Raw genomic sequence first — 14878 nt, 5'->3', positions numbered from 1 at the left:
GAATGACTGCTTCCGAGCACCGGCGGGCCTGGCGCACCACCTGGCTGCTGGTCGCCTTCATGCTCGTCAACTTCGCCGACAAGATGGTGATGGGCCTGGTCGCCAACCCGGTGATGACCGAACTGCACCTGACCCGCGAACAGTTCGGCACCGCGTCCGCCGCGTTCTTCGCGCTCTTCAGCCTGGCGGCGCTCGGCGGCTCCTTCCTCACCCGTACGGTGCGCACCCCGGTCCTGCTGCTCGGTATGGCGCTGCTGTGGTCCGCCGCCCAGTTGCCGATGCTGCTCGGCGTGGCCGGGTTCGGCGTCCTGGTCGCCACCCGGGTGCTGCTGGGCGCGGCGGAGGGCCCGGCGACCCCGGTGGCGGTGCACCACCTGCACGGCTGGTTCGAGGAGCGCGACCGTACGCTGCCGACCGCGATCTTCCTGGTCGGCGCGGCGGTGGGCGTCGCCGTCGCGGCGCCGGTGCTCGGCGCGGTCACCGCCGCGTGGGGCTGGCGCTGGGCGTTCGGCGTGGTGGGCCTCGTCGGCCTGGTGTGGGCGGCGGTGTGGCTCCGGTACGGCGAGGAAGGACCCCTGGCGCCTCCGGTAGGGCGGCGGCGCGTCAGCGATGCCCCGGTAGGGCAGCGATCCGCCGACAGCGCCCCGGTGGGACGGCGGTCCACCGACGGCACCCCGGTGGGAAAGCGTCCCGCCCGTAACACCTCCCTCGGCGGCGGCTCCGTCCCGTACCGGAAGCTGCTGCTCTCCAGGACCTGGCTGTCCGCGGCGCTCGGCGCGTTCGCCGCCTTCTGGACGGTGTCGGCCTCGCTCACCTGGGCCGTGGACTACTTCCAGGAGGTCGGCGGGCTGGGGCTGCGCCAGGCGAGCCTGTTGATCATGCTGGCCGCACTGGCCAAGGGCACCGCGATGCTGGCCCACGGCCTGCTCGTACAGCGCGCGGGCAGGCGTGCGGCGGCCGGCCTGCGCCCCCGTATCCCCCTGCCCTCCGGCGTGAAGAACGGGCTGGTGCTGCTCCTCTCGGGCGCGGCGACCCTGGCCTTCGCCGCGACGGACGTGCTGTGGCTGAAAGCCGTCCTGCTGCTCGGTCCGATGGCCGGCTCGGACATCATCATGACCGTGGCGCAGACCTCCGTCTCCCGGATCTCTCCCGCGGACCGGCGCGGCGTCGCGCTCGGTGCGCTGACCTGCGTCTTCGCTCTGGCCGGCGTGCTGGCTCCCGCGGTGACGGGCCGGCTGGTGGACGCCGGGGAGACCGTCGCGGACGGGTACCTCGGCGCGTACGGGACGATGGCGGGCCTGACGGTGCTGGCCGGAGTGGCCGTGACGCTCTTCCTGCGCCCCGAACGGGACGCGTGGCGGCTGGGGGTCGCGGAGGCGAGGGTCGTACGGGGATGACCGCTTCCCGTCCTCGCCTCCCGCACCCGCCCGGTGCCCTCACCCGCCCAGCGCCCGTACCCCCGCCGTCACCGCCACCGCGACCGCCACGACCAGCAGGAACGGCGCGCGGAGCAGCAGCGCGACCACCGCGGCACCGACGCCCGCCAGCTTGGCGTCGAACAGCAGCTGATGCCCGTCGCTGAAGGTCTCCTGGGCGGTGAGCGCGGCGAGCAGCGCCACCGGCACCAGAGCGGCGAGGCGCTTGACGAGCGGCCGTTCCAGGGCACCCGCCGGTACCAGGAGGCCGAGGTACTTCACCAGGTAGCAGCCCACGGCGGTGACGCCGATCGCGATCCAGACACTCATCGTGCGTCCACCTCTCCCGCGCTGTTCCCCCGTACGGGCGTATCCGCGCCGGTTTCAGGCCGGTCAGCGGTACGTTTACGGGCCCGGTGCCCCTCCCCGTACAGGACCGCCGGCGCGGCGAGCGCCGCGACCAGGACCGGCACACCCGCCGGCAGCAACGGCAGCGACATCAGCAGCAGTACGACCGCGAGCCCCGCGGCAAAACGTTCCACCGCGGAGGTGAGCAGGGGAGCCAGCAGCGCCACGAAGACCGCGGGACCGGCCGCGTCCAGGCCCCAGGCCGCCCGGTCGCCAAGGGCCCCGGCACCCTTGGCCCCGGCGAACGTGGTGAGGTTCCACAGGAGGTACAGGGTCAGCCCGGTGACCGCGAACCCGAGGCGTGCGCTGCGCCGGTCGGGCTGGACCAGGGTGACGGCCGAGGTCTCGTCGATGACCCAGTGGGCGGCGAACGGCTTGACCGCGGCCCGGAGCCCGAGGAGGCCGGACAGCCGCAGTCCGTAGAACGCGTTACGGGTGCCCAGGAAGAACGCCCCGGCCGCGGCGGTGAACGGATTGCCGCCCGCGGCCAGCGCGCCGACCAGCGCGAACTGCGAGGCGCCGGTGAACACCAGCAGGCTCAGCGCACAGGTCTGCAACACCGAGAGGCCCGAGCCCACCGCGGTCACCCCGAAGGCGAAGCCGGACAGCCCGACGGCGACACCGACGCCGAGCGCGTCCCTGACGACCGCGGAAGGGGGCTTGGCCGGCCGTGGTTGATGTGTCTGTTCCGGCTGGTGTCGCTGACGGGATGGGATTGTCTGGTGCGCTTGGGGTGTCTTGGGAGACTTTCCGGCCTCTCGCAACTCGTCGGCCTCTTGGACCCCTAGAGTCCCGCTGATCCCTCGGGCCCCTCGGACCCCATGAATGTCTTGGACGCCTTGGACGTCTTCGATGCCTTCGATGCCTTGGATGTCTTGGAGCTCCTGAAACTCCCGAAGCTCCTGCTCCGTACGGTTCTCTCGGTGCTGTTGCGACTGCCGGTTGCGTTCTCGCTGCGTTTCCTGTGCCACGCTCCGGACCCTAGGAAGCGCCCTCCCCCGCGGTCTTGTACGTTCTTGCGCCGCCCGCCCGCTCACGCCGGTACGCGCCCGGCGGCACACCCACGATCCGGGTGAAGTGCCGGTTCAGGTGCGGCTGGTCGGTGAACCCGACGGCGACGGCGGCGTCCGCCGGTGCCGTGCCGGCTTCCAGGAGCCGGCGCGCCCGGCGTATGCGGGCGTTCGTGAGCCAGGCGTGCGGCGGCATCCCGTACGCGTTCTTGAAGGCGCGCAGCAGGGCGAACGGGCTGGTGCCCAGTTCCCGGGCCAGGTGCTCCAGGGTCGGTGGCGCGGTCAGCCGTGCTTCCAGGAGCGCTCTGGCGCGCTCGGCGGTACGGGCTCCCGCTGTGGCGGGCATACGGGTCGGCAGCGGGCCGCCGTGGCGCCGCAGCAGCCGGGCCACCACGATGCGCAGCAGGCTGTCGGCGGCCAGCGCGTTGCCTTCCTCGGCCGCGCGGTGCACACCGTTGACGAGGTGGACGGCGAGGGTGTCGTCGACGAGGGGCTCGGTGAACGCGGCGGTGCCGGTCAGGCCGGTCGTCTCGGCCGCGATGCCGGCGACGAGCTGTTCGGAGGGGTAGAGCGTGGAGTACGACCAGCCCTCCGGCGCACCGGCCTGCGCGGTGTGCGGCACCTCAGGGTTGATCATGATGATGCCGCCGTGCCCGGCGTCCGTGATGCCGCCCGGCAGTCCGACCCGCTCGACGCCGCCGGTGACGGCGCCCAGGACGTAACCGTCGTGGGAGTGGCGGGGGAAGGAGTGCCGTACGTAGCGGGCGCGCAGCAGGTCCAGGCCGGGGAGTTCGGCGTACTGCCAGTGCCGGGCCCACTCGCCGCCCTTGCGGCCGGCGGGCGCCGCGGCCGGAGGCCCGCCCGTACCGGCTCCCGCGCCTGCCGCCACCGCGAACGGCGGGCCCGGCCCGCCTTCCGCGCCCCGCGTGTCCGCCGCCCCGTGCCCCGTCATGGCTCAATTGTGCTGCGGCCCGGCCTGCCGGGGGCGGTCCGTCCGGCACGTGGACGGCGCCGACCGCCGCCGCTCGCCCGCATCAGCGCAGGTGAACGGCGGGTCACCGGCGATTGTCAGTGGTCCGTTGCACGATGGGGGACATGGCCAAGGCAGCGCTCGACTCGTTCTCCCCCGCGACCCGCGACTGGTTCACGGGGGCGTTCCGCGCGCCCACCGCCGCGCAGGAGGGTGCCTGGCGGGCCATCGGCGAGGGTTCGGACGTGCTGGTGGTCGCGCCGACCGGCTCCGGCAAGACGCTGGCCGCCTTCCTCGCCTCGCTCGACCGGCTCGCGAGCGTCCCGGTGCCCGCCGAGCCGAAGAAGCGCTGCCGCGTGCTGTACGTCTCCCCGCTGAAGGCCCTGGCGGTCGACGTCGAGCGCAACCTGCGCAGCCCGTTGACCGGCATCCGCCAGGAGTCCGTGCGTCTCGGGCTGCCGGAGCCCGACATCCGGGTGGGCATCCGCTCCGGCGACACCCCGGCCGCCGAGCGCCGGGCGATCGCCAACCGGCCGCCGGACATCCTCATCACCACCCCGGAGTCGCTCTTCCTGATGCTGACCTCCTCGGCCCGGGAAGCCCTGGAAGGCGTCGAGACGGTCATCGTGGACGAGGTGCATGCCGTCGCGGGCACGAAGCGCGGCGCCCACCTCGCGCTCTCCCTGGAGCGGCTCGACCATCTGCTGGAGCGTCCGGCCCGGCGCATCGGCCTGTCGGCGACCGTGCGCCCGGTGGAGGAGGTCGCCCGCTATCTGTCGCCGCAGCGCCGGGTGGAGATCGTCCAGCCGCCGTCCGGCAAGGAGTTCGACCTGTCGGTGGTCGTCCCCGTCGAGGACCTGGGCGAGCTGGGCGGCTCCCCCGTCCAGGAGGGCGACACCGGTGAGAAGCCCTCCATCTGGCCGCATGTCGAGGAGAAGATCGCCGATCTGGTGCAGGCGCACCGCTCGACGATCGTCTTCGCCAACTCCCGGCGCCTCGCCGAGCGCCTGTGCAACCGGCTCAACGAGATCGCGTACGAGCGCGCCACCGGCGAGGCGCTGCCCGAGAACCACTCCCCCGCCGAGCTGATGGCGGAGGCCGGTGCCGCCAAGGGGGCGCCCGCGCTGCTGGCCCGCGCCCACCACGGCTCGGTGTCCAAGGAGCAGCGCGCCCAGGTGGAGGAGGACCTGAAGGCGGGCCGGCTGCCGGCCGTGGTCGCCACGTCCAGCCTGGAGCTGGGGATCGACATGGGCGCGGTCGACCTGGTGGTGCAGGTCGAGTCACCGCCGTCGGTGGCCTCCGGCCTCCAGCGGGTCGGCCGCGCCGGCCATCAGGTCGGCGCGGTGTCCCGGGGCGTGGTCTTCCCCAAGTACCGCGGCGACCTCGTGCAGGCCGCGGTGGTCACGGAGCGGATGCGCGCCGGGTCCATCGAGTCGCTGCGCGTCCCCGCCAACCCGCTCGACGTGCTGGCCCAGCAGCTGGTCGCGATGGCCTCGATGGACACCTGGGACGTGACCGAGCTGCTGGCCCTGGTCCGCCGGTCCGCCTCCTTCGCGGCGCTGCCCGAGTCGGCGTTCAACGGCGTGCTGGACATGCTCGCGGGCCGCTATCCGTCCGACGCCTTCGCCGAGCTGCGGCCGCGCGTCGTGTGGGACCGGGTGGCGCAGACGGTCACCGGGCGCCCCGGTGCCCAGCGGCTGGCCGTCACCTCCGGCGGCACGATTCCCGACCGGGGCCTCTTCGGCGTCTTCCTGGCCGGCTCCGAACCGGCGAAGGGCGGCGGCTCGTCGGACACCGCGGCGCGCGGTGCCTCCGGCCGGGGTGGTGGGCGACGGGTGGGCGAACTGGACGAGGAGATGGTCTACGAGTCCCGCGTCGGCGATGTCTTCACCCTCGGTACGACGTCTTGGCGCATCGAGGACATCACCCGTGACCGGGTGCTGGTCTCCCCGGCTCCCGGCGTGCCCGGCAGGCTGCCCTTCTGGAAGGGCGACCAGCTCGGCCGCCCGCTCGAACTGGGCCGCGCGCTCGGCGCGTTCCTCCGCGAGATCGGCGCGCTCGCTCCGGAGGCCGCCCGAGAGCGGCTGGCCGCCGCCGGCCTGGACGACTGGGCGACGGGCAACGTCCTCGCGTACCTCGCCGAGCAGAAGCAGGCCTGCGGCCATGTGCCGGACGACCGCACGATCGTCGTCGAGCGCTTCCGCGACGAGCTGGGCGACTGGCGGGTGGTGGTGCACTCCCCGTTCGGCGCGCAGGTGCACGCCCCCTGGGCGCTCGCCCTCGGCGCCCGCCTCTCCGAGCGCTACGGCATGGATGCGCAGGTCATGCACGCCGACGACGGCATCGTGCTGCGCCTGCCGGACGCCGACCTGATGGGTCTGGACCTGCTCGACAGCGACACCGGCGACTTCGACCCGGCGGCCCGCGGCATGGAGTACGACCCCGAGCAGTCCCCCGTGGGCGCCGCCGACGTCGTCTTCGACAAGGGCGAGGTCGACCAGGTGGTCACGGACCAGGTGGGCGGCTCGGCCCTGTTCGCCTCCCGGTTCCGCGAGTGCGCGGCCCGCGCCCTGCTGCTGCCCCGCCGCAACCCCGGCAAGCGCACCCCCCTGTGGCAGCAGCGGCAGCGCGCGTCCCAGCTCCTCCAGGTGGCGGGCGAGTTCGGGTCGTTCCCGATCGTGCTGGAAGCCGTCCGCGAATGCCTCCAGGACGTCTTCGACGTACCCGGCCTGACCGAGCTGATGGGGGACATCGAGGCCCGCCGGGTCCGCCTCGTCGAGGTCACCACGCCCGAGCCCTCCCCCTTCGCCCGCTCCCTGCTGTTCGGGTACGTGGCCCAGTTCCTGTACGAGGGCGACTCCCCCCTCGCCGAGCGCCGGGCCGCCGCCCTCTCCCTGGATTCCCGGCTGCTGGCCGAGCTGCTCGGCCAGGCCGAACTGCGGGAACTGCTCGACGCCGACGTCCTGGCCGAGCTGGAGAGCGAGCTGCAGTGGCGCACCGAGGACCGCCGGGTCAAGGACGCGGAAGGCGTCGCCGACCTGCTGCGGATGCTCGGCCCGCTGACCGACGAGGAGCTGGCCGAGCGCGGCGCCGAGTCCGGATGGGTCCGGGAGCTGGCGTCGGCCCGCCGGGCCATCACGGTCCGGATCGCCGGCCGGGACCACTGGGCCGCGATCGAGGACGCGGGCCGGCTGCGCGACGCCCTGGGCACGGCCCTGCCCGTGGGCGTCCCGGAGTCGTTCACCGAGCCCGTCAAGGACCCGCTCGGCGACCTCCTGTCCCGCTATGCCCGTACGCACGGCCCGTTCACCTCCGAGCAGGCCGCCACCCGCTTCGGCCTCGGCACGGCCGTCACCGACGGCGCCCTACAGCGCCTGGCCGCGGCCGGCCGCGTCGTCCAGGGTGAATTCCACCCCTCCGGCATCGGCCAGGAATGGTGCGACGCCCAGGTGCTGCGCCGCCTGCGCCGCCGCTCCCTGGCCGCGCTGCGGCACGAGCTGGAGCCCGTACCGCCCGCCGCCCTCGCGTCCTTCCTCCCGCAGTGGCAGCAGGTGGGGCCCCTGCTCCCCCCGGCACACCACGGTGCGGCGGCGCGGCGCGGCGGCTCGTACGGCCTGCGCGGCATCGACGGCCTGGTCCGCGCCGTCGAGCAGCTGCAAGGCGCGTCCGTGCCCGCCTCCGCCCTGGAGAAGCTGGTCCTGCCGTCCCGGGTCGGCGACTACGCCCCGGCGTTGCTGGACGAGCTGACCTCCACCGGCGAAGTGCTGTGGGCCGGCGCGGGAGCGCTGCCCGGCAAGGACGGCTGGGTGTCCCTCTACCTCGCCGACACCGCCCCGCTGCTCCTGCCGCCACCGCACCCGCTGGAGCTGTCCCCCCTGCACGAGTCCGTCCTCCAGGCCCTCGCCCCCGGCTACGGCCTCTTCTTCCGCCAGCTCGCCGACCAGGTCCGCGCCACCACCCACCCCGAGGCGACCGACCCCCAACTCGCCGACGCCCTGTGGGACCTGGCCTGGTCCGGCCGCCTCACCAACGACACCCTCGCCCCGCTCCGGTCCCTCCTCGGCTCGGGCCGCACGTCCGGCTCCACCGCCCACCGCGCCAAGCGCGCGGTCCCCCGCGGCCGGTACGGCACGCTGACCGCCGCCACCGGCCGTACGGGCCGCCCCACGGCCTCCCGCTCCGGCCCGCCGACCGTCGCCGGCCGCTGGTCGCTGCTCCCCGCCCCCGAGCCGGACCCCACCCACCGCGCCCACGCCCTGGCGCGCGCCCTCCTGGACCGCCACGGCGTCGTCACCCGTGGCGCCGTGGCCGCCGAAGGCGTCGAGGGCGGCTTCTCCGCGGCCTACCGCGTCCTGGCCGTCTTCGAGGAGACCGGACAGGCCCGGCGCGGCTATGTGGTCGAAGGGCTGGGAGCGGCGCAGTTCGCGATGGACGGTGCGGTCGACCGGCTCCGCGCCGTCAACACCGGCCGCGAGCGGGTCGCCGACGAGTACGCCCAGGACGGCCCGGGGGACCGCCGCTCCGCCGGACCGCAGCGGGCCCTGGTACTGGCCGCCGCCGACCCGGCGAACGCGTACGGAGCCGCCCTGTCCTGGCCCGAGCCGCCCGACGGCTCGACGCACAAACCGGGCCGCAAGGCGGGCTCCCTGGTCGTCCTCGTCGACGGCGAACTGACGCTCTACATGGAACGCGGCGGCAAGACCCTGCTGGCCTGGACACACGCCGCCGACGGCACCGCACCCGACAGCGGCTCCCCCGCCGGCACCCGCCTGCGGCTCGCCCTCGAAGCGCTCACCGACGCGGCCCGCGCGGGCGCTCTCGGCACGATCACCGTGGAGCGCGTCAACGGCGTCGCCGCCCTGACCGCCCCGCTCGCCCCTGCCCTGGAGGCCGCCGGTTTCCACCCCACACCACGCGGCTTCCGCCTCCGGCCGTGACCGTCATGACGCGGCCGACCGCAGACCGCTTCCGTACCTCGTGCCGGGGCGCCACATCCAGCCCCCACACCCAACCCCCACATCCAGCCCCCTCTTCCGGCTTCCACCCGCAGCCCGCAGCCCGCAGCCCGCAGCCCGTCCCCACCCGGCACAATGTCCCCATGCCCGAAGGCGACACCGTTTGGCGTACCGCCCGCCGTCTGCACGAAGCGCTGGCCGGCAAGCCGCTGACCCGATCCGACCTGCGCGTGCCGAAGCTCGCCACCACCGACCTGTCCGGCCGTACGGTCCTGGAGGTGGTCCCGCGCGGCAAGCACCTCCTCACCCGCGTCGAAGGCGGACTGACCCTCCACTCCCACTTGCGCATGGACGGCGCCTGGAAGATCTACGCGCCCGCCGAGCGCTGGCGGGGCGGCCCCGCCCACCAGATCCGCGCGGTCCTCGCCACCGCCGACCGCACCGCCGTCGGCTACCGCCTCCCCGTCCTCGAACTCCTGCGCACCGCCGACGAGGACGACGCCGTGGGCCACCTGGGCCCCGACCTGCTCGGCCCCGACTGGGACCCGGCCGAGGCCCTGCGCCGCCTGCTCGCCGACCCCGCCCGCCCCCTCGGCGAGGCCCTGCTCGACCAGCGCAACCTGGCCGGCATCGGCAACGTCTTCAAGTGCGAACTGTGCTTCCTGCTGCGCGCCTCCCCCTGGCTCCCGGTCGGCCGTCTGCCGACGCCGGAACGCGCGACGACCCTCGCCAAGAAGCTCCTGGAAGCCAACAAGGACCGCCTCGCCCGCGTCACGACGCCGAGCGCCCGCCCGGACCGCCGCCAGTGGGTCTACGGCCGCGCGGGCCGCCCCTGCTTCCGCTGCGGTACACCGATCCGTACGGGAGAACAGGGCCCGCCCACCCAGGAACGCGTCACCTACTGGTGCCCCACCTGCCAGCCGGAGGAGGACGGGGCGGCGTCGAAGGGCGACAAGGCCGCTCCGGCGCAAGGCGCCTGACGCCGCGTCACCTCGTGCCCTTTCCCGTACGCGCCGCCGCCCTCGTCACCCCGTAGCACCGCCACCGCCACGCCACGCCCCGCTCCGTCACGTCACGTCACGTCACGGAAGAAATCCCTACCGCGCCGCCACCCGGCTGCCCCGCGCCGCCCCCGGCACCCCCGCCCGCCCGGCCTCCCGCCCCTTCGGCCAATCAGGTGACCTTCCCTCTCTCCCACTCCCATCCCCCTTCTCCCCCTACCACCAGCCGCCGGAACCCCCACCCCGCTCCCGGCCCCAGCTCCGACCCCGCCCACCCGGCCTCCTGCCCCTGTTCCCGTTCCCACCTCTGCCGCCCCGTCCCCTGCCCGCGCCCCTCCCCCGCATCCGGTCCGCCCACGGCACGCAGTGCACCGGCAACAGGCTCAGCCCCCACCCTCCGGCCGCCACCGCTCCCTCGACGATCCCTTGTGTGCCCGGCCACAGCGTCAGCCGCAGTACGGCCCACCACCACAGACCCGCGGCGGCAACCCTGGCCGCCAGCCGGGCCGGAGATATGCCGAACCGGGCGAAGAAGTCGTGCCTAGCCATGGCTGCCTCCTCCGTCCGACGCTAGACGGACGCAGCCGCCCAGCGGGAGGGCGCACCGGGGCACAACCGGCGCGAACATCTCGACGGGGCCCGCTCGTCCATACCCCGTTCTCACGGATCTCTGTCTTCCCGGTATTTTCGCCCGCCACCCCCCGGCCCGCATCCAGACGCCCGGAGGCCGGCCCCCGGCCCGACGGACGCGCGCCCCGGCGCGCCCGCCGCCTTCCGCCCCGTACACCAGCCCGAACCCGCACCTCCCCGGCCCGTCGCCCGGTGTCTCCTACGCTGCACTGAATGATCACCGCCGACGGCGGGCACCGCCCGAGATCCACCGAACGGAGGCCGCCCGTGAGCACCGATTTCCCCGCCCGCGAGCTGCGCATCGGAACCCGTACGAGCCCCATGGCTCTCGCCCAGACCGCCCAGGTCACCCAGCTGCTGCACCAGCTCGACCCGCGGCTGCGGACCGTGGCCGTCCCGGTCCGGACCGAGGCCGATCTCTGGCAGGGCGAGCTGTCCGGCATCGGCGGGAAGGGCCTGTTCGTGAAGGCGCTCGACGCACGGTTGCAGAGCGGCGACATCGATCTCGCGCTGCACTGCCTCAAGGACGTGCCCGGCGATGTGCCGCTCCGCGCGGGCCTGGTCGTCGCCGCCCACCTGGAGCGCGCCGACGCCCGCGACGTCCTGGTCGTCCCCGACCACTCGGCGGTGCGTCATCTCGACGAGCTCCCGCCCGGCGCCCGGGTCGGCACCGCCTCCGTACGCCGCCGGGCCCAGCTCCTGCGTACCCGCCCCGACCTGCGGATCATCCCCGTACGCGGCGCGGTGGGCACCCGTCTCGACCTCCTGGACGGCAAGCATCACACCCCCACCGCCCTCACCGACTCCTCTCAACCCGATCAACCCGATCAACCCACTCGCCCCACAGGTCCCACCACCAACCCCACCCAACCCCCCACCCTCGACGCCCTGGTCCTGGCGGGTGCCGGACTGGCGCGGCTCGGCCTGAGCCACCGGGCGCGGCAGGTCTTCGAGGTCGAGGAACTGCTGCCGGCCGTCGGCGCCGGTGTCCTGTCCCTGGAGTGCCGCCGCGACGACAGCGCCGTAGCCGCGCTGCTGGCACAGCTCAACCACGAGCCCACACTCACCGAGGCGACCGCCGAACGCGTCATGCTCCAGGGCTTGCGCGGGCACTGCAACAGCCCCATCGCGGGCTACTGCGTCACCGGCCCGGGCGGCCGGCTCTCCCTGCGCGGCATGGTCTTCTCCCCGGACGGCGCCGCCTTCGCGCAGGTCCATCTGTGCAGCGACGCCCCGCACGACCCGGCGGCACTCGGCGCGCACGCCGCCACCGAACTCCTCAGCCAGGGTGCCCGCTCCCTGATCGACACCGGAATCCCGCTCTGAACCGCTTTCCCGCACCTCCCGCATTTCGCACACCGACCCCGGCCCGAAAGGCCGGTGAAGACAGGCGTACGCTCCCGATCATGGAGGGGCGTAAGGCGCTTCGGCGCCGTATTCGTATCTGGCTTGTCGTCTTCATCATCGGTCTCGTACTGAGCGGGCTGACGGCTTTTCCGCTCGCCACGGAAATCCGGTGGGCCGACGAACTGCTGCGGTCGGACGCGTCATCACTCGCCGGGCATTTCCCGGGGCTGGTGGAGTGGATCGGCAGAGCCCGGGAGGGGCTGGAGGCGACCGACGCGAAGTATCCGTTCATGCTGTACGGAACGGACTGGCTGGCGTTCGCCCACCTGGTCATCGCGGTGGCGTTCTACGGCCCGTTCCGCGATCCGGTCCGCAACATCTGGGTCATCGACTTCGGCATGATCGCCTGCGCGGGAATCATTCCACTGGCCCTCATCTGCGGCTCGATCCGCGGAATTCCGTTCTACTGGCAGCTGATCGACATGTCGTTCGGCGTCTTCGGCGTGATTCCCCTGCTGGTGGTCCGCCGAATGATCAAACGTCTGGAGGCGTACGAACTCGCCGCCTAGTGGTCCAGCCGTGGATTCTGACCTTGCCGGCCAGGGTCGGTGTCGCAGGCGGATGCGGTCACCGTCGTAACTCCCGCGTCCGCACGGCCCCCGGGTAGGTCAGAGGTCATGGCCGATCGCTCGCAGGACATCAGCGAGCCGGACCAGATGGAAAGGCACGGACCAGAAGTACTCCTTGTCCAGGGTCACCTCGGTGCCCGCCGTGGCTTCGCCATGGCGCAGCAGCACGTCGAACGACTCCCGCAGCTCGGCAAGGGCCACACGCAAGGGCTCACCAGTCATGAGCACCATCACCCCCGACAAGATCACTGTCCACGGCTGCGGCTGAGGTGCCGGCCGTAGGCCGGACGCAGAAACGCACAGCTTCGGCACAAGACCTCCCCCGCATCCCGGGGGAGGTCCGTCCCATGGAACGTCAGCCGGCCTGGCTGCTGTCCTTGAGCGTGCCCCAGCCGTGCCAGCGGTCGATCTCGATCCAGGCGCTGACCCGGGCACGGTCGCGCTGCGGGTAGGAATCGTCGAGGTAGTGACGAGCCAGCCGGTCGATGTCGGCCAGGTCCTCGTCCGCACGGAACTCGGTGACGCGGCCGATGATGCTGATGTGGGTGTACCAGCTCGACTCGTCGAGGATGGTGATCGTCACCCGGGGGTCGTTCCGCAGGTGCTGCAGGCGCTTGCGGCCCTCGTCCATGTTGACGAGCACCCGGCCGTCGTCCCAGAGGTACCAGGTCGCCGTGGAGACCGGCTGACCGTCCGACCGCAGGGTCGTGATGACGGCCGGGTTGGCCTTCTCCAGCATGGCGACCGCCTCTTGCGGCAGCGGGGGTTTCGACATAGCGGACACTCCTCCGTACGTTGCTGATCCGGCGTTCGTTTCCCCAACATGATCGTCCGCCCACACCTTCCCGATTCACAGACACGCCACCGCGGCACTCCGTCACGCGGGTCGCACGGCCACGTCACCGTCCGCTGCCTTCGGCGACGGGCAACGCGTAGTGGAGATCGGCACCGGCACCGGCTTCCACGCGGCTCTCCTCGCCCACCGGCTCCGGGACGGGATCGAGGCGGCCCACCGGCGGTGGGCCCGCGCTGGCGCACCAGAGATCGCCCGCCACGGCCTCGTCGTCACCCTCGAAGGGCACCGCCTCCGGCCCCGCCCGTGACGACCGAGGACCCGGCCCGTGACGGCCGGCTCCCCGTAACGCCCAAGCGCCCCCCTGACGGCATCAGAGGGGCGCTGAAGAGACTGGTTGGCTGGTCACGCTGCATACGGACCGGCCGGCCGGGAAGGGCCACGACCGGTCAGGCGGACTCGGCCTGGAACATCCAGTGGTGCTTCTCCAGGTCGGCGGTCAGGCCGATGAGGATGTCCTGGGAGACCGGGTCGGGCTCGTCCGTGACGCGGATGCGCTCACGCATCCGGGCGATGACGGCGCCGAGCGCGTCGGTCACGACCCGGACGACCTCGGCGTCCTTGATCCAGTTGTCCTGCACCGTGTCGATGCCGCTGGTCTTCGAGACCGTCTCGGCCCGGCCGTCCGGGGAGACACCGATCGCCGAGGCACGCTCGGCCACCGTGTCGGCGTAGGCGCGGGCCGTGTCCACGACATCGTCGAGCTGGAGATGTACGGACCGGAAACGCGGGCCGATGATGTTCCAGTGGACCTGCTTCGCCACGAGCGAGAGATCCACCAGGTCGACGAGGGCTCCCTGCAGTGCTTCCCCGACCACCTTGCGCGCGTCGTCGGACAGCGTGCTCTTGACGACAGACATCCATTTACTCCTTTTCAGGGCGAATGAATACGTTCGCCCGTCGTACAAACGATTGTTCCTGTCTGTACGGATCGGGTACCCAGATGTGCTGCGGTAATGCGCGGACCCTTCACCTTCAGGACGAAGGTCCTCGCCGCCCCCGTCCTTCGCCCCGGGCACTCGGACCGCACGGCCCCATGACGCCGCGACCCCCGCCCAGCGGCGCCGGACGGGGGTCAGGGAAGTTCAGGAAAGCCCACAGGGCGCGTACGGCACTCACCGGCGCTCAGGAAGCTCGCGGTAACGCCCTCACAGGCGCTCGGCGCACTCAGCGCACTCGGGAGGGGCACCCGGGCAGACGGACGCGGAAGGGCCCGGAGCCCACGGCCTCAGGCCGCCACGACGTCCACGGCCTCCGCGGGAGCCTTGATCGTCACGCGGTCCTCCGGCACCCCGGCCAGCGAGGTCACGGACACCGAGTTCAGCTTGGGGCGGACCGGTGCGGGCACCGGGTCGCTCGCGGCGGCGGAGCGCGCCAGCTCGGCGAGCGCCAGCTCGTCGCTGACCTCCCGCATGAGCTCGGACATGCGCACGTCCAGCGCGTCGCAGATCGCCGAGAGCAGTTCGGAAGAGGCTTCCTTCTGTCCCCGTTCGACCTCGGACAAGTAGCCGAGCGACACCCGGGCGGAGGAGGAGACCTCGCGCAGGGTGCGGCCCTGGCGCTGACGCTGTCGGCGCAGCACGTCACCCAGCAGGCGACGAAGCAGAATCATCGCTGGCTCCCTCCTCGGACCTCGGATCCGGATCCTTCTCGCCCCACC

At 73.1% G+C, this 14878-nt stretch carries 13 protein-coding genes; 5 read left to right on the top strand and 8 right to left on the bottom strand.

The window, feature by feature from the left end:
• Nucleotides 1-2 precede the first annotated feature (2 nt).
• The gene (locus tag JXZ78_RS36760) at nucleotides 3-1397 is read left to right on the top strand and encodes an MFS transporter (RefSeq protein ID WP_157851596.1); all 1395 of its coding nucleotides are present in this window, start codon (nucleotides 3-5) and stop codon (nucleotides 1395-1397) included.
• A gap of 39 nt (nucleotides 1398-1436) precedes the next feature.
• Here JXZ78_RS36760 and JXZ78_RS36755 read toward each other — a convergent pair whose 3' ends face one another.
• The 3 genes from JXZ78_RS36755 to JXZ78_RS36745 form a co-directional block, all read right to left on the bottom strand.
• On the bottom strand, nucleotides 1437-1745 hold the full coding sequence (locus JXZ78_RS36755) for an AzlD domain-containing protein (protein ID WP_030020324.1): 309 nt from the start codon (nucleotides 1743-1745) through the stop codon (nucleotides 1437-1439).
• Entirely contained in the window at nucleotides 1742-2539 is a 798-nt protein-coding gene (locus tag JXZ78_RS36750; RefSeq protein WP_050502510.1) for an AzlC family ABC transporter permease, read from the bottom strand. The genes JXZ78_RS36755 and JXZ78_RS36750 overlap by 4 nt, the downstream gene beginning before the upstream one ends.
• 265 nt (nucleotides 2540-2804) lie before the next feature.
• Nucleotides 2805-3785, bottom strand: a complete 981-nt coding sequence (locus JXZ78_RS36745) for an AraC family transcriptional regulator (RefSeq protein WP_030020322.1) — start codon at nucleotides 3783-3785, stop codon at nucleotides 2805-2807.
• A gap of 143 nt (nucleotides 3786-3928) precedes the next feature.
• On the opposite strand from JXZ78_RS36745, the gene JXZ78_RS36740 reads away from it, so the two are divergent.
• The 4 genes from JXZ78_RS36740 to JXZ78_RS36720 all read left to right on the top strand — a co-directional run bounded on the left by JXZ78_RS36740 (nucleotide 3929) and on the right by JXZ78_RS36720 (nucleotide 12305).
• Nucleotides 3929-8740 (top strand): ATP-dependent helicase, encoded by a 4812-nt coding sequence (locus tag JXZ78_RS36740; protein WP_030020321.1) that lies wholly within the window; start codon nucleotides 3929-3931, stop codon nucleotides 8738-8740.
• Between the two features lie 161 nt (nucleotides 8741-8901).
• Entirely contained in the window at nucleotides 8902-9738 is an 837-nt protein-coding gene (locus JXZ78_RS36735; protein ID WP_050502507.1) for an Fpg/Nei family DNA glycosylase, read from the top strand.
• Between the two features lie 918 nt (nucleotides 9739-10656).
• The gene (hemC, locus tag JXZ78_RS36725) at nucleotides 10657-11715 is read left to right on the top strand and encodes a hydroxymethylbilane synthase (RefSeq protein WP_030024646.1); all 1059 of its coding nucleotides are present in this window, start codon (nucleotides 10657-10659) and stop codon (nucleotides 11713-11715) included.
• Nucleotides 11716-11795: 80 nt separating this feature from the next.
• Nucleotides 11796-12305, top strand: coding sequence for a hypothetical protein (locus tag JXZ78_RS36720; RefSeq protein ID WP_030024644.1), 510 nt, complete (start codon nucleotides 11796-11798; stop codon nucleotides 12303-12305).
• A gap of 99 nt (nucleotides 12306-12404) precedes the next feature.
• Here JXZ78_RS36720 and JXZ78_RS36715 read toward each other — a convergent pair whose 3' ends face one another.
• The 5 genes from JXZ78_RS36715 to JXZ78_RS36695 all read right to left on the bottom strand — a co-directional run bounded on the left by JXZ78_RS36715 (nucleotide 12405) and on the right by JXZ78_RS36695 (nucleotide 14830).
• Nucleotides 12405-12599: a hypothetical protein gene (locus JXZ78_RS36715; protein WP_208870247.1), complete on the bottom strand. Its 195-nt coding sequence runs from the start codon at nucleotides 12597-12599 to the stop codon at nucleotides 12405-12407.
• 121 nt (nucleotides 12600-12720) lie between these two features.
• Nucleotides 12721-13140 carry a PPOX class F420-dependent oxidoreductase gene (locus tag JXZ78_RS36710; protein ID WP_030024642.1) on the bottom strand — a complete coding sequence of 140 codons (420 nt, stop codon included), beginning with the start codon at nucleotides 13138-13140 and terminating at the stop codon, nucleotides 12721-12723.
• Between the two features lie 124 nt (nucleotides 13141-13264).
• The gene (locus JXZ78_RS36705; protein WP_030024640.1) at nucleotides 13265-13447 is read right to left on the bottom strand and encodes a hypothetical protein; all 183 of its coding nucleotides are present in this window, start codon (nucleotides 13445-13447) and stop codon (nucleotides 13265-13267) included.
• Between the two features lie 160 nt (nucleotides 13448-13607).
• Nucleotides 13608-14078 carry a Dps family protein gene (locus tag JXZ78_RS36700; RefSeq protein WP_030024639.1) on the bottom strand — a complete coding sequence of 157 codons (471 nt, stop codon included), beginning with the start codon at nucleotides 14076-14078 and terminating at the stop codon, nucleotides 13608-13610.
• A 368-nt stretch (nucleotides 14079-14446) separates the two neighbouring features.
• Entirely contained in the window at nucleotides 14447-14830 is a 384-nt protein-coding gene (locus tag JXZ78_RS36695; RefSeq protein ID WP_030024638.1) for a helix-turn-helix domain-containing protein, read from the bottom strand.
• Between the last annotated feature and the right edge of the window lie 48 nt (nucleotides 14831-14878).

The sequence above is a fragment of the Streptomyces monomycini genome (assembly GCF_022271435.1).
Taxonomy (GTDB): Bacteria; Actinomycetota; Actinomycetes; order Streptomycetales; family Streptomycetaceae; genus Streptomyces; species Streptomyces monomycini.
This window is presented reverse-complemented; position numbering and strand designations above follow the sequence as displayed.

Coding starts and splice junctions, on each gene's coding strand:
- JXZ78_RS36745 (WP_030020322.1), bottom strand. CDS start 3,785: ATGACGGGGCACGGGGCGGCGGACACGCGGGGCGCGGAAGGCGGGCCG.
- JXZ78_RS36760 (WP_157851596.1), top strand. CDS start 3: ATGACTGCTTCCGAGCACCGGCGGGCCTGGCGCACCACCTGGCTGCTG.
- JXZ78_RS36735 (WP_050502507.1), top strand. CDS start 8,902: ATGCCCGAAGGCGACACCGTTTGGCGTACCGCCCGCCGTCTGCACGAA.
- JXZ78_RS36695 (WP_030024638.1), bottom strand. CDS start 14,830: ATGATTCTGCTTCGTCGCCTGCTGGGTGACGTGCTGCGCCGACAGCGT.
- JXZ78_RS36710 (WP_030024642.1), bottom strand. CDS start 13,140: ATGTCGAAACCCCCGCTGCCGCAAGAGGCGGTCGCCATGCTGGAGAAG.
- JXZ78_RS36700 (WP_030024639.1), bottom strand. CDS start 14,078: ATGTCTGTCGTCAAGAGCACGCTGTCCGACGACGCGCGCAAGGTGGTC.
- JXZ78_RS36740 (WP_030020321.1), top strand. CDS start 3,929: ATGGCCAAGGCAGCGCTCGACTCGTTCTCCCCCGCGACCCGCGACTGG.
- JXZ78_RS36720 (WP_030024644.1), top strand. CDS start 11,796: ATGGAGGGGCGTAAGGCGCTTCGGCGCCGTATTCGTATCTGGCTTGTC.
- JXZ78_RS36755 (WP_030020324.1), bottom strand. CDS start 1,745: ATGAGTGTCTGGATCGCGATCGGCGTCACCGCCGTGGGCTGCTACCTG.